19 protein-coding genes, 1 tRNA gene and 1 pseudogene are annotated in these 18,048 nt (G+C 46.9%); 9 read left to right on the plus strand and 12 right to left on the minus strand.

Translation table 11 applies throughout. The annotated features are described in order from the left end of the window. The first annotated feature begins 71 nt into the window (after positions 1 to 71). From ACES2G_RS01390 to ACES2G_RS01400, 3 genes are all read left to right on the plus strand, one after another. Positions 72 to 464, plus strand: coding sequence for a DoxX family protein (locus tag ACES2G_RS01390; protein ID WP_347356768.1), 393 nt, complete (start codon positions 72 to 74; stop codon positions 462 to 464). A 129-nt stretch (positions 465 to 593) separates the two neighbouring features. Further along, complete coding sequence (locus ACES2G_RS01395) at positions 594 to 1,832, plus strand: DEAD/DEAH box helicase (RefSeq protein ID WP_374001090.1); 1,239 nt, start codon at positions 594 to 596, stop codon at positions 1,830 to 1,832. A gap of 8 nt (positions 1,833 to 1,840) precedes the next feature. Then, the gene (locus ACES2G_RS01400; protein ID WP_374001091.1) at positions 1,841 to 2,494 is read left to right on the plus strand and encodes a hemolysin III family protein; all 654 of its coding nucleotides are present in this window, start codon (positions 1,841 to 1,843) and stop codon (positions 2,492 to 2,494) included. On the opposite strand, the gene ACES2G_RS01405 is transcribed toward ACES2G_RS01400, so the two are convergent. Together ACES2G_RS01405 and ACES2G_RS01410 are read right to left on the minus strand one after the other, a co-directional pair. Continuing rightward, positions 2,491 to 3,234, minus strand: coding sequence for a substrate-binding periplasmic protein (locus ACES2G_RS01405; protein ID WP_374001092.1), 744 nt, complete (start codon positions 3,232 to 3,234; stop codon positions 2,491 to 2,493). The genes ACES2G_RS01400 and ACES2G_RS01405 overlap by 4 nt on opposite strands. Before the next feature lie 47 nt (positions 3,235 to 3,281). Further along, on the minus strand, positions 3,282 to 4,595 hold the full coding sequence (locus tag ACES2G_RS01410; RefSeq protein ID WP_374001093.1) for an MFS transporter: 1,314 nt from the start codon (positions 4,593 to 4,595) through the stop codon (positions 3,282 to 3,284). 194 nt (positions 4,596 to 4,789) lie between these two features. Between ACES2G_RS01410 and ACES2G_RS01415 the strand changes: the two genes are divergently transcribed. Next, entirely contained in the window at positions 4,790 to 5,263 is a 474-nt protein-coding gene (locus tag ACES2G_RS01415) for a hypothetical protein (protein WP_374001094.1), read from the plus strand. A gap of 54 nt (positions 5,264 to 5,317) precedes the next feature. Here ACES2G_RS01415 and ACES2G_RS01420 read toward each other — a convergent pair whose 3' ends face one another. Then, on the minus strand, positions 5,318 to 5,842 hold the full coding sequence (locus ACES2G_RS01420; RefSeq protein WP_347356777.1) for a hypothetical protein: 525 nt from the start codon (positions 5,840 to 5,842) through the stop codon (positions 5,318 to 5,320). 101 nt (positions 5,843 to 5,943) lie between these two features. Here ACES2G_RS01420 and ACES2G_RS01425 point away from each other — a divergent pair, with 101 nt between their 5' ends. Continuing rightward, positions 5,944 to 6,576, plus strand: coding sequence for a helix-turn-helix transcriptional regulator (locus ACES2G_RS01425; protein ID WP_374001095.1), 633 nt, complete (start codon positions 5,944 to 5,946; stop codon positions 6,574 to 6,576). Between the two features lie 46 nt (positions 6,577 to 6,622). Here ACES2G_RS01425 and ACES2G_RS01430 read toward each other — a convergent pair. The 3 genes and pseudogenes from ACES2G_RS01430 to ACES2G_RS01440 form a co-directional block, all read right to left on the minus strand. Then, a pseudogene (locus ACES2G_RS01430) lies at positions 6,623 to 6,730 on the minus strand (ClbS/DfsB family four-helix bundle protein); the annotation flags it as partial. A gap of 26 nt (positions 6,731 to 6,756) precedes the next feature. Then, positions 6,757 to 7,587 (minus strand): IS3 family transposase, encoded by an 831-nt coding sequence (locus ACES2G_RS01435; protein ID WP_374001879.1) that lies wholly within the window; start codon positions 7,585 to 7,587, stop codon positions 6,757 to 6,759. Then, a complete protein-coding gene (locus ACES2G_RS01440; protein ID WP_374001096.1) occupies positions 7,584 to 7,961 on the minus strand; it encodes a transposase in 378 nt (125 codons plus the stop codon). Before ACES2G_RS01440 ends, ACES2G_RS01435 begins: the two co-directional genes overlap by 4 nt. 437 nt (positions 7,962 to 8,398) lie before the next feature. On the opposite strand from ACES2G_RS01440, the gene ACES2G_RS01445 reads away from it, so the two are divergent. The 4 genes from ACES2G_RS01445 to ACES2G_RS01460 are packed head-to-tail and all read left to right on the plus strand — an operon-like array spanning position 8,399 to position 11,540. After that, the gene (locus tag ACES2G_RS01445) at positions 8,399 to 9,034 is read left to right on the plus strand and encodes a hypothetical protein (protein ID WP_374001097.1); all 636 of its coding nucleotides are present in this window, start codon (positions 8,399 to 8,401) and stop codon (positions 9,032 to 9,034) included. Next, positions 9,034 to 10,209, plus strand: a complete 1,176-nt coding sequence (locus ACES2G_RS01450) for a helix-turn-helix domain-containing protein (RefSeq protein WP_374001098.1) — start codon at positions 9,034 to 9,036, stop codon at positions 10,207 to 10,209. The genes ACES2G_RS01445 and ACES2G_RS01450 overlap by 1 nt, the downstream gene beginning before the upstream one ends. Before the next feature lie 5 nt (positions 10,210 to 10,214). Continuing rightward, a complete protein-coding gene (locus ACES2G_RS01455) occupies positions 10,215 to 10,844 on the plus strand; it encodes a hypothetical protein (RefSeq protein ID WP_374001099.1) in 630 nt (209 codons plus the stop codon). A gap of 9 nt (positions 10,845 to 10,853) precedes the next feature. After that, complete coding sequence (locus tag ACES2G_RS01460; protein ID WP_374001101.1) at positions 10,854 to 11,540, plus strand: hypothetical protein; 687 nt, start codon at positions 10,854 to 10,856, stop codon at positions 11,538 to 11,540. A 238-nt stretch (positions 11,541 to 11,778) separates the two neighbouring features. Here the strand turns inward: ACES2G_RS01460 and ACES2G_RS01465 are convergent. From ACES2G_RS01465 to ACES2G_RS01490, 6 genes are all read right to left on the minus strand, one after another. After that, positions 11,779 to 11,869, minus strand: a tRNA-Ser gene (locus ACES2G_RS01465). A 77-nt stretch (positions 11,870 to 11,946) separates the two neighbouring features. Continuing rightward, positions 11,947 to 12,447: a hypothetical protein gene (locus ACES2G_RS01470; protein ID WP_347356783.1), complete on the minus strand. Its 501-nt coding sequence runs from the start codon at positions 12,445 to 12,447 to the stop codon at positions 11,947 to 11,949. Further along, complete coding sequence (locus tag ACES2G_RS01475; protein WP_347356785.1) at positions 12,444 to 13,553, minus strand: 3-oxoacyl-[acyl-carrier-protein] synthase III C-terminal domain-containing protein; 1,110 nt, start codon at positions 13,551 to 13,553, stop codon at positions 12,444 to 12,446. The genes ACES2G_RS01470 and ACES2G_RS01475 overlap by 4 nt, the downstream gene beginning before the upstream one ends. A gap of 44 nt (positions 13,554 to 13,597) precedes the next feature. Then, positions 13,598 to 14,872, minus strand: coding sequence for an NAD(P)/FAD-dependent oxidoreductase (locus ACES2G_RS01480; protein WP_347356787.1), 1,275 nt, complete (start codon positions 14,870 to 14,872; stop codon positions 13,598 to 13,600). Positions 14,873 to 15,054: 182 nt separating this feature from the next. Beyond that, entirely contained in the window at positions 15,055 to 16,395 is a 1,341-nt protein-coding gene (locus ACES2G_RS01485; protein WP_347356789.1) for an MFS transporter, read from the minus strand. After that, a complete protein-coding gene (locus ACES2G_RS01490) occupies positions 16,392 to 18,035 on the minus strand; it encodes a hypothetical protein (protein WP_347356791.1) in 1,644 nt (547 codons plus the stop codon). Before ACES2G_RS01490 ends, ACES2G_RS01485 begins: the two co-directional genes overlap by 4 nt. Between the last annotated feature and the right edge of the window lie 13 nt (positions 18,036 to 18,048).

An 18,048-nucleotide genomic window follows, 5' to 3' on the forward strand; every position in this document is an offset into this window, starting at 1 on the left:
CATATTTCCATATCCCACATTTGTCAGACAAGGCCTGAAGATGTAGCATGGGATTATAAAAGGAGAATTGAATGAAATCCAAACTGACATTGGCGGTGCGTATTTTGTTGGGCCTGATCTTTTTTGCAGCGGGATTGACCGGGCTTCTGAACCTGGTGCCGCCGCCAACAGATTTACCGGAGCGTCTGATGACTTTTAATGCCGGTCTGGCTGCTTCTGGCTATTTCTTTCCACTTTTGAAGGGGACAGAGACGATTTGTGGACTGCTATTGATTAGTGGCTTTTTTGTTCCGTTAGCCCTGGTGGTGCTTGCTCCGATAGTTCTGAATATTCTTTTGGTTCATGCGTTTTTGGCCCCAAGTGGGCTTCCCTTGGCAATCATTATTGGAATGTTCATGGTGCACTTGGCTTTCTTTGCAGAGCCATATTCCCATGTGGTGAAAGGTCTGTTCCGTCGTAAATAGGCCCAACTAGGGGTGATAACGTGTAGTAATCACAGGCTTTCTGCCTTTTTTGCTTTAAGGTTTCACCCCTGTCGCCTTCTGTGGTAAATGCTTTCATCCATTTGACCTGTATCCACAGCGAGGTTTGCGTTGAAATTTGAAAAGTTCCACCTGTCCGAAGATCTATTGCGCAACCTGCATGATAATGGATTTTTCCGTACCACCGATATTCAGTTTAAGGCCATTCCGTCCATCCTGAAGGGCGAAGATGTTCTGGCGATTGCCCAGACCGGAACAGGTAAAACGGCGGCCTTCGCGATTCCGATCATCGACAGTATTCACGCCAGCAAAAGCAGTAAACGTTCTTTGGGCATCCGTTGCCTGGTGATGGTACCGACACATGAGCTGGCTCAGCAGATCGGTGAAGTCTTCAATCGTCTTTCCAAACACACCAAAGCAAAGCCTTTCGCATTGTTCGGTGGGGTGGAGCAGGATGCCCAGATCAAGAAGCTTCAGGATGGCATTGATATTTTGATTACAACCCCGGGTCGTATGTTTGATTTGATCAGCCAAGGCTATGTGGACATCAGCCACATTGAAACTTTGGTGCTGGATGAGGCCGATCACATGCTGGATTTGGGCTTCATCGAGGATATTGAATCCATTAAGCGCAAGCTGACTCGCCGTCATCAGACTTTGTTCTTTTCAGCAACGATCAACCCGGAAATCAAGAAGCTGGCATTTTCACAAGTGCGCAGCAGCGCCATTCGTATTCAGATTTCTCCGGAAGATCCGGTTTCCAAAAACGTGTCTCACTATGTGATGTTCGTGGAAATGGATGATAAGCGTTTCTTCCTGGCCGAATACATTCACCAGAATCCGGATGGGAAGTTTATTGTCTTTGTGCGTACGCGTGTGCGCGCTGAACGTGTTGCCAAGGCCTTGGAGCGTGCTGACATCAAGTCTTTGACGTTGCACGGGGAAAAAGATCAGACAGACCGTGCAGAAGTGATGAAAGCCTTCCGCAACGGGGATTGCAAGATCATGATTGCCACGGACCTCAGTGCGCGCGGTATTGATATTCCTGATGTCACCCATGTTATTAACTATGATCTTCCGGAAAAGTCAGAGAACTACGTTCACCGTATCGGTCGTACAGGACGCGGCTTCAACAAGGGTATTGCCGTTTCCTTCTGCAGTCAGGATGAAAAAGAGCTGCTGGCGGAAATTGAAGAGCTTCTGACGAAAAAAGTCGAAGTCATCAACGTCAGCAAGGGTGACTACCAGGCGGTTATTTCTGCTCCGTTGGAAGATGACATTGATCGCAGTCTGGCGGCAATGCTGGCCAGCGAAGATGAGTATAAGAAATCAAAAAAACGTAAAAAATAGGGGCGCGAGTGAGCACCAGTCCAGCACTTGTAAAACCATTTCTGCGAGGCCACTTTCATCAAGGAGCTTTTTACTTTGCTCTAGGGGCTTGTGCGATGCTTATCGCGGGCTGCAAGACTTCTTTGGAATTTGTGGCAATGACCATTTATTCTGTGGGCCTTGTGACCTTGTTTGGGGTGAGCTCTCTTTATCATCGTATTAATTGGAAAGAGAACTCCCGCCTGTGGATGAAGCGAATGGATCACGCTGCCATCTTTGTTATGATTGCGGCGACGGGGACGCCCTTGGGACTGTTGGCGCTTAAAGACAGTGGCCAGAAGTTTTTGATCGTGATCTGGGTGGCGGCTTTTCTGGGAGTTATCCAATCTTTGTTTTGGGTTAAGGCGCCAAAATGGTTATCCGCAGTCTTGTATGTGGCGATGGGCTGGCTGGCGTCACCGTATATTTCTGAAATCAAGGCGGCAGTTGGTTTCCCCAGTTTGATTTTAATTCTGATTGGTGGTCTGGTTTATACCCTTGGCGCTGTTATCTATGCCGTCAAAAAACCAAATCCATGGCCGAAGACTTTTGGGTATCATGAGATCTTTCATATCCTGACGATTGTCGCAGCGACCTTGCATTTTATTGCCATCGTGATGCTCCAAAAAATGGCTATTTCTTAGTAGGACTTCAAGATTCTTTCCAGTGTGCCATTCCTTTTTATAGTGTCGATGGCGCGGTTGAGCTGGGATAAGGAAATAGAGGATTTTTTGGAAAGTGCGCACTTGGTTGTGACCGAGTCGTGGGCGAAGTCGGCGAACTGAAGTGCTGGAAAAGACTTCTTAAAGTAATTATATTCCAAGTTCGACATCAGGACATAGTTCACACGTCTTTTCAGAAGTTTTTGAATATTGCTGCCGATATTGGGCCCATCTTCACGTAAGACGAGATTTTTATGGAACTCCTCTTCGAGGCCGGTATAGATAAAGTTCAAAACCGTGCCGATGCGTTCGCCGTATAAGTCCTTTTTTGATTTGGGCGCTTTGTTCTTCAGAAAGGCCACAAAATTTGTGCTGTTATACAGATCGTGGCTCCAGAAGACCTGGTTCTTGATTTTAGGCTGCCAGATCTCGTTGGAATGACAGATCAAGCTGATTCGGCCAGAGAGCAGCGCGGGGGCAATACGCTGTTTAGGGAGTAGGAGTATTTTAAAAGTAATTCCTAACTCCTTAGAAAGGGCTTCGCCAACGTCTTTTAAGATGCCCTCTTTTAAAGTCGTTGAGGCCTCGGTTCTTTCGATATCCACCAGGGGCATAGCATAGTCCGAGTTCACTCCGTAAACTTCAGTATCTGTAGATTCCCCATAGACGTTAAGTGCGATGAGCTTAAGAAGTAGCAATAGCGTGGCGGCCAGTATCCTCATGATGTCAGCATAGAGGAGCCGTGCTTAAAGTAGAACAAATAAAATTATCAATTCGTGATGAAGTTCTGCTGTTCCGTAGCACTTGCACTTTCCTGATTGAGTTTGCGTAAGCCTGGAGAGAGGAATCCCAGCAGTGTGATGATTCCGGCCAGTGCCCCAAGAATGATAAATAGCCAGCGAACACCGATCAGTTCCCCTAAGGGCGACGTGATAGCTAAGCCCACTGGAGCAGCAAATCCGGCGAAGGTCCCCAGCAAAGCCAGGGCACGTCCCTGAAGTTGGTTGGGAATTGTTGTTTGAATCAGAGCTGTCAGGGGGCCGTTACCCAAAATATAAAGCAGACTGCTGAAAGACCACCAGAATGCGGCAAGCAGGAACATATTGCTGGCTGCAAGTGCCGTCAGTGAAAGTGTGAAGCAGGAAAGAGCAAAGCCCCAAAGAACCCACAGGACTTTTCTTTTGGGATTAAAAATTGTGATCAGGGCTCCACCGACAATCATGCCTGCGCCGCCAAGACCTTCAATAAAAGCCACTTCCAGGGCGCCTCCACCAAAGTGCTCTTTCACCAGCAAGGGCACCAGTGTCATGGATGGCATAATCACTAAAGTGACCGCAGCTAAAAGAGTATAAAGGATTCGCAGGCCCGGATTCTTCCAAACGACCAAGCAGCCTTCGTGGAATTCATTCCAAACACTGCTGCGTTCCTCCACTTTTACGGAAGGCTGTGGAATGCGATACAAAAACAGTGGCAGGATTCCCAGCAAGGCGGTGGTAACGTCAATGGAAAGCGCGTAGCCGATAGGCATAAAGCTCATAGCTAGGGCCCCTAATGGAGCGGCTGCAATCAGCATAATACCATTTAAGGTTTGATTCAGTCCCGCAGCCCGGGAAATAAAGCTGGCGGGTACGAGCATCGCGGTGCTGGCATTGGCAGCGGGTTGTTGAAAGGCCTGCATCGCACTTCGGATGAACATCATTGTATAGACATGCCAAAGTTCAATCTGATGTGTAGCAAACAGTGTGATCAGAACCAGCATGCAAAGCGCACTGATGACGTCGGCAGTAATCATCAAAAAACGACGACTGTAGCGATCTGCAAATGTACCACCGATAGGGCCCAGCAAGGCTTGTGGCAACAGGGCAAACAGTCCAGCCATGGCCAAAGCTGAAACACTGTTGGTGGTATCCGTGATCCACCATAATAAAACAAACTGAGTTAGTGCTGAACCGATCAGAGAAAGCGCCTGTCCGGCAAAAATAGACCAATAGCGAAGCTTCCATGGGGAAGCTTCGCTGATAGAGAGGGCAGAATAAATATCAGACTTCTCTGTCAGGGGTGTAGAATCCACGTATTTAGTCATCTCAGTATTGCCGCCTTCGTGTTGAAGAAGCCATCGTAGTTTACTTTAAACTGCGGAGCTATTTCTAAATCTTTAACAGGCGAACTAGCCAAGGTCTTGGCGGGGCGACCCGTTGTGAGACGTTGTATGGGGATTTTGCATCTTCTGATCTTGTAAAAGAATGGACTTCGTCATGTGACGCAGCCACACACCCTGTGGTCTCTAGCGCGTACCATGTTCAGCGTGTTCTGACTTTGCAAGGGGATACCGGGTATAGCTATGTTGAATACTGGTTTGCTGGTTCATGTTCCCCGATAAATTATAAAGTGGTTCACGTTGTCGCTGGTACCTGGGCATTAGCTGGATCGACGATCTCATTCCATGTGGCGAACTCAAGCACCTCTACGATCATGGCCATGACTGAAGCTGTGCAGGTGGACTTTAACAATGCCTGTGGCGGGACCACGCCTTATCAGACGAACGGAGATGCCGCCGACAACGGCGAGCATAAAACCACTTACACGATGGATTGTGCGAATATCGAAATGCCAACCTCTGCCGACGACGATATTTATAACACCATCAGTTACAGCGGTGGTGTCCTGAGTTTGGGTGCAAGCTCCGCAGGGCTGCCGGGTGTGTTTGATGTGGGCTCTGTACCTGCAACAGCCACTGTAAACTTTAACTAAATTCAATGAAAAGCGCAGAACCCAGTTGGGGTTCTGCACTTGTTTGGAAATGTCTTAGATTTTTTCTTTGATCTTCGGAAATAGGGCAAATGACAAGCCGAAGACGATATGTGCGGCCCAGTCCCAGAACATCGGAACTTCCTGATTCCAGAAGTCAACTCCGTGAAGTGTCTTCATCAGGAATGGAATCAAAACATAAGGTCCTGACATCGCAATCACACCCAGAATCATTCCGGCAATAAGGGATTCTTTGGTGGTTTCGATGGAAAACCTTGTTGCAGCAAACCCAAAAAGAACTCCCCACAGCAGTGAAGGTCCCAGTTGATGCAGGATAAGGCCGGCAAGAATGGCGCCTATATGCACTCCTTCAAGCGCCGCTTGTCCAAAGACCATTGAACCGATGACCTGTACCGGATACAGCGGATTTTTTCCAAGGAAGACCGCGAAGACGAGCATTACGACCACCGCCATGATAAGTCCTGCGACTTGTCCGGTGATGATCGCGGAAATAAGCGTCTTCTTGGATGCGACTGTTCCATTGTGGATTTTATGAACTGAACTTGCGGTGGATGATTGCATGATTGATCTCCTTGATAAGGGGTGGCTTTCTTTCTGCTATTTTCTCAGGCATAATATAAATGGTAAATACTGTTTAAATTGTTTAAATAGGTGGGCTTCGTATGAGAACTTTGCATTCAAATCAGCAACTGATCCTGAAGTATCTGTTGGGCTATAAGGACGGGGCCACGCTGGATGAAATCTCTGAGCATATCGGGATTACGAAAACAGCGGTGAAAGAACATATTCTGAAGCTGGAAAATTACGGCTATCTGACGTTCACGGATGCGCGGGGAGCCGTGGGGCGCCCACGCCGAAGATACCAACTGACCAATGATGGACATGATGTTTTTCCGAAGCAGTATTCGTGGCTTTCCAATGTCTTGCTGGAACTTCTGGCTGAGGATCTTGAGCGTGACGGTATCGCGAAGCTGATGAAGAGCCTTGGTGAAAAAGTGGCTCTTTCCATGGGAGATAAGTTTAAAGACTTAACCCCGAAAGAGCTGATCATCAAAATCAATGAAGTGATGAACGATCTTGGCTATCAAACGGCCATCAAGCAAAGTGATATTCGAAAAGGCGTGGTGCTGGAGGCGACCAATTGTGTTTATCATGCCATCGCACAAAAGCATCCCGAACTTTGCAGCTTTGACGTACATTTCCTCAAGAAAGCCTCTGGGATGTCGGTGAAGCTTGAAAGCTGTATTGCCCGCGGTGGTTCTGTCTGCCGATTCTGTTTAACCAAAGAGCGTTGAGCGCAGCATCTGGCCTTAATTTCCCCGCATGTATCGACTATTTCTTTCACGCTCTATTTAATTTATTTATTCTGCCAATAGCATTTTTGTAAGGGGACGAGGTGTTAAACTGAATCATTCGTCCTCGAGTCCACTTTCCGTACCAGGGCTTGGAGTGAACCCCGATTTTTTGGACACGGTTTAAAAGTTCACGGACTCCTTGTACTCGACTGGGCTCTTCATGCCAAGTACTGAGTGCGGAGCGACGTTGTTATAATCTGCAAACCACTGCGGTAAAAGCTTAAGAACGGTCTCTGAGCTGTCGCAGTCCGCTTGATAAACGTAATCCCTCTTGATCGTTTTAACGAAAGCTTCAGCTATGCCATTGGACTCAGGGCTATAGGCTCTGGTGTAACAGCAATGAAGATTTAGCTCACGACCAAGATCCTTCACTGATTTCGCTCTGTAGATCGACCCGCGATCTGACAACCACTGGATTTCACGAGGACATCTCAACGACTCACCAAATCTCGCTTCTACGGCCTTGATCATCAACTCTTCGATATCATAGGCCGACAGTGGCTCTGTTCTTGCGACGTAAGCAAAGGCTTCACGATCACAACAGTCTAAAGCGAAAGCCACAAAGACTTTGTCGCCGTTAAAACAACGTATTTCCATTCCATCTGAACACCAACGTAGATTCGGGAACATCGTCATAACAACGCCCGTGTGCGGTCGCTTCTGCTGGGGCATTGTTTGTGGCAACGAAAGGCCATTCATCCGCATGATCCTCTGAACACGCTTGCGATTGATCTTGTTGCGGCCCTCAAGGGCCCTCTGGCGATTCACCATTGTTGTGACTCGGCGATAGCCATACGTGGATCGGAGAGCGATAATGGCTTTGATTTCTTCCAAAATTATTTGATCTTCTGATTTTTGATAAAAGCGAGGCATGCCAATTTCCTCCTGAGAAACTGGTTCATAATAAAGTGAACTTCGACTGACGTCGAAGACTTCTGCGATGTGGGTTATTTCATACCGATCAAGCGCTTTGACTTCTTTGGCGGTTGAAGTGCTTTTAAGATCGCTTTTTTTTGAACAATCTCAAGACCATCTTTCAAGATGTCGTTCTTGATCGCCAACTCACCAACCTTGGCTTTGAGATTTTGATTCTCAGCTTTGAGCTTGTCGTTTTCTTCGATCAGCTTTTGGATGTATTCCGCATTGACTGGTGATTCGTCTTTTTTGTGGTTCATTTGCCTCTTCCAACTATAGAGAGTGATAGCATGAACCCCGTATTTCCTGGCAAGCACTGGGATCGAAATTCCCTGTGAATAGTGCTCTTTGATGATTAATTGCTTCTTTTCCTGTGTAAATACTTTCCGTCTGCTAGACGTTGCTTCCATAAAGACCCCCTAGGTTGGGTGTCCAAATCAAATCGGGGTCAGGAACAATTGTGAATACGGTGACCTAATCACTTCGTGGACGCCCTGTAAATCTATCGAAGGTTGGTCTGACCTATTTAATTGAGTTCAGTGGTGCTTAAAGTTTCATAGCGAGGTCAGCTAAGTCTCTAAGTTTTTTAGAGAGTACGGGATTCTTTGCAAGCTTGGATATTTCTCTGAGTTGACTTGCTATGATTTTCGAATTGGTCTCTGGACTTTGTTTCTGGGCCTGAGTAGTCTTCTCAGCAAGCTTTATGAGATCGGATGCGCTGAACATAAGTCCTCCGGCGAAAGTAAAACGCTATGCGTTACAATGGACGGATATTGAGATATGTCTTGAAAGTTGGACAATTTGGCATCAAAATTTCCAGACATGGGACATACCACACGGAGGTTACATGTTTGGTAAAGAGATTTTGGGTCAGATTAGAACAAACGAAAAGCTAAATGAGTTCTTGGGTGATTTGGTCGTTGGGACTAAGGATTTCCACCAAGACACACGAAGAACAGTCGATCGACTCTTTCCAAGTCCAGAGGCCAAGGATCTACTTCCAACCTTTAGAAGAGCTTCTTTTGAAACCTTGATCAGCAAGGCCGCTGATGCTCTTGGTCTACCCCAGACACCGGTTTTAAATCAGGCAAAAAACTCCACACATCGTGAAATCAAAATTGATGACTTTCTCTTGGTTAGTCATCACGTGAGTTCGCCAGGCTTTCTCGTTCGTGATTCGAACTTTAGAAAGACCCTTGCCGCAAACTCTCAGATGTCTTTCTTTGATGAAGATGAACAGGAGAGTGGCCACGTTTTTGGAGTTCTGCTGTACGGCGAGTTCTTCAACAAAGAAGAGGATATGTCTTATCCTTTTCTCCAGTTGGCATTTCCAAATAAAGAGTTGTCAGACTATGTTCTAAAAGTGGATCTTTTGGAAATGTTTAAAGGCAGATCAAAACTTGATATCGCGAATGATGTAGTGCAAATTGCAGATGACGTTCAGCCTATTTTCATCAACGTGGATTTGCAAAAGGAACTTTAATGCGAGTTGGAACGCCTGGTTTTATTCCAGAGAGATTGAAAGAAGCACGAGAAGCTCGTGGGTTTTCCGTGACTCAGCTTGCAGAGCTTCTTTCTATTTCAAAGCAGTCTATTTCAAGCTATGAGAGAGGCGACTCTACACCTAGTCCTGAAGTAATTAATGTTTTATCGACGAGGTTGAACTTTCCAAAGATGTTCTTTTTATCATCTCCGGAGAGATACGATCTGAATCCGGTTTTTTATCGTTCAATTGCGAGTGCTACTAAAACATCTAGAGATATGGCGAAGTGGAAGCTGCGATGGTTCAAAGATATTATACATTATCTTAAACAGTATATTGTCCTTCCAGCTCATCAGCTTCCGAATTTTTCGGACTTGGATATTGCTTCGCTAAGTGATGCGGAGATTGAAGGCATTGCGGTAGAAACAAGAAAAGCATGGGGAATCGGGTTGGGTGCAATTTCAAACCCTACTCTTCTTTTGGAAAGCAAAGGAATTTTTATTGCTCGAGGATTATTCAGTACTTCTTCTATGGACGCTTTGTCTGAGTGGGATCAGAAGCTCGATATTCCAATGATTCTTTTATCTTCGGATAAGGGAAATCCCTTCCGATCTCGTTTCGATTTGTGTCACGAGTTAGGTCACCTCATTCTTCATAGGAATGTATCTCAAGAGTTTATTAATAGCCCTGCACACTTTAAGCTTATTGAACATCAAGCTCATCGATTCTCATCTGCATTCTTGTTGCCAGAGGAATCATTTGCTAGGGATATAAGAAGGTTTAGTGTTGATAGCTTTCTTGATTTAAAAGGTAAATGGAGAGTTTCTGCAAAGGCTATGATCAAGCGCTGCTCTGATTTAGGGATGGTTTCTGAAGAACAGGAGAAGCAGTTATTCGTCTCGTACAGCAAGCGTGGCTACAACTCAAAAGGTGAGCCTGGAGATTTCTCGGAGTCATTAGAAATGCCTAGGTTTGCAAAGCGCTGTTTTGAAGGCCTTGCTGAAAGAGGAATTCAAACACCAGATGATATTCTTGCGAACTTGAATGTTCCGAAGGAACACATTTGCGAGCTTGCCAATTTGACGGATAGTTTTTTTAAATCGAAAGAACAACTCAATTTGGAATTTATTATGAATGATTTTCCCAGTAATGTTGTTCCATTAAGACGAGGCTAATTATTATGGCAGAAGCAATTAAACTCACCGAAGACGAAGCGAGATTAGTGATTGAATTGACTACCATGTTAGATGAGGCCAGAAAAAATGAATGGAAGTGCGATTACGATAAGCTTGATTCCATTGCAAATGAACTTCATGGCAGTCTTGCAAAGCGTGGCCTAGAGCCTATTCATCATAAGTATATGATTAAAAATCGTGGCACTAAGCCTGGAACCAAAGGTTTCTATGATCATATTCATCCGGTACAAGACCTACTGAAGTTTGTAAAGGATCCCGAGGCAAATAAAGATCCAGAAGACAAGACGCTTGGAGAAGAGTTTAGGTTTGAAGTTTACACTCAACGTTGGGGGCACTCTGATAGCTATAAGGTTGTGAGAACAAAGAGTGGTTGGGACATTTCGCATATCGCGATAGGTGGCAGTTGTGATATGGAAGGCAACCCTTATTTATTCAAAAACCTTCAGCAAGATTATGTTAGTTATCCTGAAGATCTGGGAAGTTTTTTCTGGTCAATTTGGAAAAGAGCCGAAGATCAAGGACTGTCTAAGCAGGAGGTTCAGGCAATGCTCGATGCAGTCAGCATATGGGTCTCCAACTGCGAGAAGTCTAAGCCTGATCAAATTATACTTTAAGGTTTTGCTGTGAATAATTTCGACTCTGGAGCAGTTACTTTTATTGATGTGCTTGGTTGGAAAGGGATTTGGGCTCGCAAAAACAGCCAATCTCCTATCGAAAAACTGAAAAGAATTGTTGAAAATGTAAATGTTGAAATTCAGTCCATAATCACGAGTCTTATTGATCGTGTACCTGAGTTGCATGGTCTGGATGCCAAGAGCGTTTCGATTCTAAACATTTCGGATACGATCGTAATCATCACCAAAGGTGATGCAGTTGCAACAATTTGCTTACATGGCGAAATTTCCAAAAGAATTCTGACTGATGGTCTGCTTAGTGAACTACCAATGCGAGGGGCAACTTCATATGGGGAATTTTCTCATGAGGATTTGACTTTTATGGGGCCTGCCGTCGATGAGGCAGCAGCTTGGCATGAGGTGACGAATTGGGTGGGAATTATTTTAACACCCTCTGCACTTCTGAAGTTGAAGACTCCGAAGGAGTCCTGGATAAGCTATCAGAAAGTGCCGTACAAGAGCGCGGATATTCGGATAGGAAAATCTCTTGTCCTGAACTGGGCTGCTGAGTGGTCAAAAAGAGGAAAGCAAGCTGATGACTTCAGAGAAATATCATATTTGGCAGGGCCACTTTTGCCTGAAGTTGGAAAGTATTATCTCAATGCTTTGGACTTTTTAGAAGAAGTGACAACATGATCGGTATTCGCGCTTTCCGCGCTTATCGCGCGTAAGGTTTTTCCTGTAGTTGGCAAAGCCGTAGTAGATGAATCAAAAACTACAGCTCCAACTACAAACAGTAAGCACACGGAAAAGTCTCCCTAGGTAACTCGAGATAATCGAAGAAAAAGGATCTGAGAAGTCGGATTCATCCAACCATTTGATGTTATTTTGTTTTTATTAATTTTCAGTTGATTCTGTATCTAACAGGAAAAAATGGCGGAGAGAGAGAGATTCGAACTCTCGGTAGGCTTGTGACCTACACACGCGTTCCAGGCGTGCGCCTTCAACCACTCGGCCACCTCTCCGCAAACAGGAACGTAAAGAGAAGCCAAGATAGCATAGCGCATTGCAGCAAGGCAAGAGCTTCTAAGGAAAAAAGACCTCACTCGCTGAAGTATTCGTACAATTCCTCCTGTCGAACCCGGGCATAGTGGGCCTTTTGCTTGGCTTTGCGGGCTTGGGCCTCGACAAAATTCCAATAAACGATCTGATAGACGAAAAATACGAAAACTCCTCCAGCCACGGCCAGGAAAAGGGGGCGGTTGTCTTCCCATTCGGCCATCGCGGTAAATAGAACCAACGGATGCATAATGAATAAAACCGCGTGCAGCCACATTTCTTCGGCTGAACAAAACTTGCGATGCACCCATTCGTCTTTAGTGACCAGAAGGCAGGACCCGATCGCCATCGCATAATAGATAGTTTCGGTGGTGGGAGTGCGATCCGCGAACGTCAAAAATAACAAACAAATGATCACCGACAGAGTGTCTATGGGATGTCCGATGCGCTCCCACCGCGGCAGTCCGCGGCGGCGATGAAAGACGAATTCATCAAATAAAATGACAGCTCCTTGTACGACCGAAGCAATTAAAAACGCACTCATAGTTTCTCCATCAAACTTCCACAGACGGTCAGGCCGGGGCCAAATGCATAGCTGATAATCGGAGTTCCGGAGGGCACAGAGTCATCGCGCAGAATTTGTTCCCACAAGTGAGGAAGCGTCGCCGAAGACATATTCCCCCGCTGACGCAGCAGTTGGCGGCTGTGGGTGACTTGATCTTCGCTCAGTTCAAGATGTTTCAAGGTCTGGTCGATGATCTTCGGCCCGCCGGGGTGAACCGCGAACAGTCCGTTCTTCATAATGGAAGCCACATCGAAACCACGCTCATTCAGCCAACGGTAAGTGAAGTCGCGGATCTTATCGCCGACCATCATCGGCACGTCCTTGGACAGGGTCATTTTCATGCCCCAGTCAGAAACCATCCATTCCATGGCGCCAGTGGTGTTGGGCAGAAGTTCTTCATACAGTGACAGAACCTTAAATCCCGTCTTGGGTTTATCGTGTGACATTGAATAGGCGATGCAGCCGTCGGCGAAAAGGCTTTGGATCACCATCTGCTCCAGGGTCGGATCTTCGGGGTTTAAGTGCAGACTGCAAAGTTCGGTGTGCACTAGATCGACTTTTTTCTTTTTTCCCAGAATACTTTCGTTGGCCAAAAATCCTGAAGCCATTCGCAATGCCGGGAAAGCCCCATAACAACCCATATGGTAAGAGTGGGTCACCGTCACCGGAGTCGCCGACTTCACAGCTGTCATTTGGGCGGCACTGGGAGAGATATATCCCGTGCAGCTGACGTGGATCAGGTCATCCGGGAAGGCTCGCTCGGTGTAAATGCGATCAAAAAGTTCAGTGACGATCTTGTGATAGTACTCATGCCGCCGATGCATGCTGACTCCATGAGAACTTTCTTTCACCGGATAGATGGGCTTATCCTCCCATCGGGTTTTTTCCACATCGGGAATGAAGAAATACCTTTTTTCGATTTGCGTCTCCGAACAACCCACACGCTGAAGCATCTTCAGGTATTCTTCTTGAGAAAAACCCTGTTTCTTCTGCGCCAGTTTGTGAGCTTCGGAAAGCCACTCAAGGCATTCGTTTTGATTTTTTTGATAAGGCGGCTGTATGGAGTGAAAGTTTTCTAAGTACATGTCTTGAGGCTAGAGATCGCCTCAAGACTTGAATAGATCCAGTGTTACGAAACAGGCGGCTTAGGTTTTGATCTCCACTCTTTATCAACGATCAAGCGTGCTCCACGCTTGAAGGTAAAGTAAGCGTAGGCCCATTGCCAGATGACGAAGACCTTGTTCTTAAAACCAATTAAATAGTAAACGTGGATAAAGAGCCACAAAAGCCATGCAAAAAAACCACTGAATTTTAGGTTATGTATCTGCGCGATGGCCTTCCTGCGACCGATGGTGGCCATCTGGCCCTTGTCGAGATACTTGAACTCGGTCCGCGACTTTCCGGCAATTTCATTCAGAATGACATGCGCAGCATGCACGCCTTGTTGCATGGCCACCGACGCAAGGCCAGGCAAGGATTTGCCGTCTTCTGTTGGGAAGCAGGATTGGTCACCCAAAACGAAAACTTCCGGATGATTTTTAAGGCTCAAATCTTTTTCAATAATCACGCGGCCCGCGCGGTCCAAGGGGGCATCCAGAGTTTTGTTGATACTGGAAGGTTGCACTCCGGCGGCCCACAGGATGGTGGAAGCTTTGATCACCTCATCGCCCAAGACCACAGAGTCTGATCGCACATCGGTCACGCGTGTGTTTGTCCAGATCTGCACGCCGAGGTCTTCCAGATCGCGAGCCGCTTTGCGGGAAAGGTCGGGATGGAAGGCGGCAAGGATGCGAGGCCCGGCTTCGATTAAAATGACACGAGTTCGTGAAGGGTCAATATGGCGGAAGTCTTTGGTAAGGGTGTGGCGGCTGATTTCGGCGATAGTTCCGGCCAGCTCAACGCCGGTCGGCCCGGCTCCGACGATAACAAAGCTAAGTTGTTGCTTTTGTTTTTCAGGATCGGTTTCTTTCTCTGCCAGTTCAAAAGCCATCAGAACACGGCGACGGATTTCAGTGGCTTGCTCCAGCGTTTTCAGGCCGGGAGCATTTTCCTCCCATTCGGGATGGGCGAAATAGCTGTGCTTGGCTCCGCAGGCAAGAATCAGATAGTCGTAGCTGATGTCGCGACCGGTGACGTGAATCTTTTTATTCTGAAGATCCACGGATTCAAGATTATCAAGAAACACAGAGATGTTCTGATACTTGGAAAGAATGCCGCGGATAGGTCCTGAGATTTCCGCCGGAGAAAGTCCCGCTGTGGCGACTTGATAAAGTAAGGGCTGAAAAAGATGATAGTTGCGTCGATCAATCAGTGTGACAGAGATGTCCTTCTGATTGCCCAGAGCGCGAGCTGCCTTGAGACCTGCAAAACCACCACCGACGATGACGACTTTTTTAGCTGGCATAAATACCTCTGGGCACACCTTAGCATCTTCTGTGTCAGAGAGAAATAGAAAGACCTTTGTCAATGCTGCGAAGTAACTTGGGCTCTGAAGCATTGTCTTTCCAATCCAAGGCGAAAGTGGTGTTGGAAAAACAACATTGTTGCATCTTGGAAACTAAAAAGGCCCCAGCGGGGCCTTTTCGTTTATTGCTTTGAAGCACTTGGAAGTTTGGTGTTGCTTCGAACCAACAGAATACAAAGAAGTAAAGCAGGAATACCGATCAAGGCTGTCCCCAGGAAGAAGATGGCATAAGATTCCAGCAACGCGTGGGTTTCAGAAAGCTTCTGAACCACAAAGCCCGAGAATCCTTTTAAAACTTTTCCTAACAAAGCATAGAACGAACTTAGCAGGGCGTATTGTGTGGCCGTATATCCCAACGTTGTCAGGCTGGACATATAGCCAACCAAGGCCGTTCCGGCAAAGCCTGTGGCAAAGTTGTCCACGATCATCGCGCCAGTGAAAACTTCAGTGCTAGGTCCTACCATCGCCAGAACTGAGAATCCCAAGTTAGAGGCGGGCCCAATCACCGCGCCAATCAAAAGCGTTGAGATAAACCCGAAGCGAACTGCTGTCAGACCGGCTGCAGCAACACCCACAACAGAAGCAATCAGTCCGACAGAGCCACGAACGGCACCCACGGTTTCTTTGGTCAGACCCAAGTCTGCATAGAACGGATTGGCCATCGGACCCATAACGAAATCGGAAAGGCGATACAGGCACACAGCCGCCAGAATTAGAAGAGCTCTGTGACCGTGTTGTTTGAAGAAGGAAATGAAAGGACCTGCAACTGCATCGAACAAACCGCGCGCACTCCATAGTGGTGCGACGTCGGCTACGGCCGGGCCTCTTTTGGGTTCTGCTGCAAATAAAGTGGCGACAATCCCGACGGCCATCAATGCGCCCATGGCCGAGTAAGAAACCGACCAGCCAATAGCGCCAGCCAAAATCAAAATCAGGGCATCGGTAACCAGCAAGGACGCCCGATATCCCAACTGATAAGACGATGACAAGAGCGCCATATCTTCACTGGCATCGGAAACCTCAATCCTCCAGGCATCCACCACAATATCCTGAGTGGCTGAAGCAAAGGCGGCGATCGCGGCCAGCAAGGTAAAGAGCATCAGTCCGCCTTCAGGCTTGATGTACGACATGCCCAAGAGGCATAGCCCGACAAGAATTTGCGAAATGATCATCCAACCGCGGCGCCGACCCAGCCAGGCACCAACCAGCGGAGCATCCATTTTGTCAATAAGCGGAGCCCAGAGAAACTTCAGGGAGTAAGCTAGACCCACCCACGACAGGAAGCCGATGGTCGCCAAGGCAATGCCGCTTTCGCGCAACCAGTAGCCGAGTGTATTTCCCACAAGCATGAACGGAAGGCCGGAAGAAAAACCCAAGGCCAACATGATGGAAACCTTCGGTCGGGCAAGAGAGCGGATGGTATCCATCCAGCTCAGGCGTCGTGATTTTTTAACAGTTGTCATTTCTGTGCTGTCTTTCCAAGTTGCTTTCTCATCTTCCAAAGAAGGTGGCTGATGTAAGGGCGGCGGGTTTCGCCCGTCGTCACCATCAAAAGTTTTGTGATCTTCAAGTTCACGGCATCCGTGTAAAGAAGGATTAACATTTCATAGATGAAGTTGGTGTTCAGTGTCACGTGATTGTCAGTGCCGACGCCCAGTTGAACGCCTTTTTTCTCCCACCACGAGAACGGGTGGTCTTTGTAATCTTCAAACTTGCCGGTCAGCTTGTTATTCGAAGAAGGCAGGGATACCAGGGTGACACCTTTTTGGATCATGCGGTTTAAAACGTCGTGCTGATAATGCTCAACTTCCCGGGCTGTGTGGAACTTGGCTTTGACAAAAAGAATGTCTTCTTCTGTTGTCAGCTTGGTTCCCTTCAGAAGCTTTTCAAGGACATGGCGGTTGAAGCCCCAATCCAATTCGTTCAGCTCGCGGAACAGAGGATCTTTTTCTGTGATGGCTTGTCCTTGTTGATTTTTCTCTAAAATATCCTGATAGATTCGGTGGAAGTACTTATTGGGATTGATCCCCAAACTGATTCCGTGTTCCAGCGTATCGATGTGCCAGATGTTCATGGCATTGTCGACCGCTTGGATACCTTTTTTCAAAGTGTGCCAAGTCTCGCCGTGGTGCGAACGTATTTTGAAGCCACGATATTGCAGCTTGCGGAATCCGGACTGCATTTCATTAAAGTGCTCTTTGCGATAAAGATCGCGCTCGTCGCCGACAGTGTCGACATCGCGCAAATGGCGTTCCAGGAACGGATACTTGTCGACCATGTCCACGATCTCGTTGATCTGCGCCATAAAGTGTTCTTGGCGAGTTTCAAATTTCTCAGAGTCAAAGTGATTGGCTTCTTTTCTGAAAGACGGCGACAGGATGAAGTCAAAGTTCGGATGTTTTTCCTGGAAAGCGCGGAAGCCGTCATAAAGTCCCAGTACAACGTCTTCGGAGGTTACATTGTCGATGCCGGGAATCTGTTCCGAGGAGCTCGCGGTTGAGCGAGATAGCGAAAACTTCAGACGAACGCGACCGACGTTGAATTTGTAATAAAGTTCTTCCGCCATGGAATAGGCGGCTTCCTTGTGGACTTCGCGGTTGATAAAAATCAACTTCGGAAGATACAGAATTTTCAGATAGCGTGAAAAGCCTTCGTTTTCCTGCAGGCGAATCAGTCGATCCACGTCTTCGACAGAGCGAATTGGCAAGGCCTTGTCGCCGTACACCTCAGTGATTTTTTGTTCATAGATGGCTTTGTCCGGGCCTTCCAAAAGTTTCTTCAGACGGGGATAGATAAACTCCGCTGTAATGGCGCCGGTCAGGTGAATATGTTCTTCGTGATATTTCAATGGAAAGTGCTTGAAGAATTCAAACAGCGCCGCTGATAGTGGGTGTTTCAGTAAAGAAGAGATCGTGACCTGGTTGATTTGAAAGCTATTTAGCAGTTCGCGAAACTCAACCACCAGTTGATAAGCTTCAGTGCTTTCGTTTTTAAGTTTTGAAGAAATCAACAGATCGATGGTGTCGGAAAGAGAGATCCCGTTGGTTTCGCTGATGATAGTGGTAAGAGCTGAAGTCAGCTTGTTGTGAACGTCCTTATTCACGGGAATCCTCCTG

Origin of the sequence: Bdellovibrio bacteriovorus, from assembly GCF_041888015.1 — a bacterium.
Lineage (GTDB): Bacteria > Bdellovibrionota > Bdellovibrionia > Bdellovibrionales > Bdellovibrionaceae > Bdellovibrio.

Bases quoted from the DNA above. Each gene is read 5' to 3' on its own strand.
- ACES2G_RS01390 (WP_347356768.1), top strand. From the start codon at position 72: ATGAAATCCAAACTGACATTGGCGGTGCGTATTTTGTTGGGCCTGATC.
- ACES2G_RS01405 (WP_374001092.1), bottom strand. From the start codon at position 3,234: ATGAGGATACTGGCCGCCACGCTATTGCTACTTCTTAAGCTCATCGCA.
- ACES2G_RS01410 (WP_374001093.1), bottom strand. From the start codon at position 4,595: ATGACTAAATACGTGGATTCTACACCCCTGACAGAGAAGTCTGATATT.
- ACES2G_RS01420 (WP_347356777.1), bottom strand. From the start codon at position 5,842: ATGCAATCATCCACCGCAAGTTCAGTTCATAAAATCCACAATGGAACA.
- ACES2G_RS01425 (WP_374001095.1), top strand. From the start codon at position 5,944: ATGAGAACTTTGCATTCAAATCAGCAACTGATCCTGAAGTATCTGTTG.
- ACES2G_RS01440 (WP_374001096.1), bottom strand. From the start codon at position 7,961: ATGGAAGCAACGTCTAGCAGACGGAAAGTATTTACACAGGAAAAGAAG.
- ACES2G_RS01445 (WP_374001097.1), top strand. From the start codon at position 8,399: ATGTTTGGTAAAGAGATTTTGGGTCAGATTAGAACAAACGAAAAGCTA.
- ACES2G_RS01450 (WP_374001098.1), top strand. From the start codon at position 9,034: ATGCGAGTTGGAACGCCTGGTTTTATTCCAGAGAGATTGAAAGAAGCA.
- ACES2G_RS01455 (WP_374001099.1), top strand. From the start codon at position 10,215: ATGGCAGAAGCAATTAAACTCACCGAAGACGAAGCGAGATTAGTGATT.
- ACES2G_RS01470 (WP_347356783.1), bottom strand. From the start codon at position 12,447: ATGAGTGCGTTTTTAATTGCTTCGGTCGTACAAGGAGCTGTCATTTTA.
- ACES2G_RS01475 (WP_347356785.1), bottom strand. From the start codon at position 13,553: ATGTACTTAGAAAACTTTCACTCCATACAGCCGCCTTATCAAAAAAAT.
- ACES2G_RS01480 (WP_347356787.1), bottom strand. From the start codon at position 14,872: ATGCCAGCTAAAAAAGTCGTCATCGTCGGTGGTGGTTTTGCAGGTCTC.
- ACES2G_RS01485 (WP_347356789.1), bottom strand. From the start codon at position 16,395: ATGACAACTGTTAAAAAATCACGACGCCTGAGCTGGATGGATACCATC.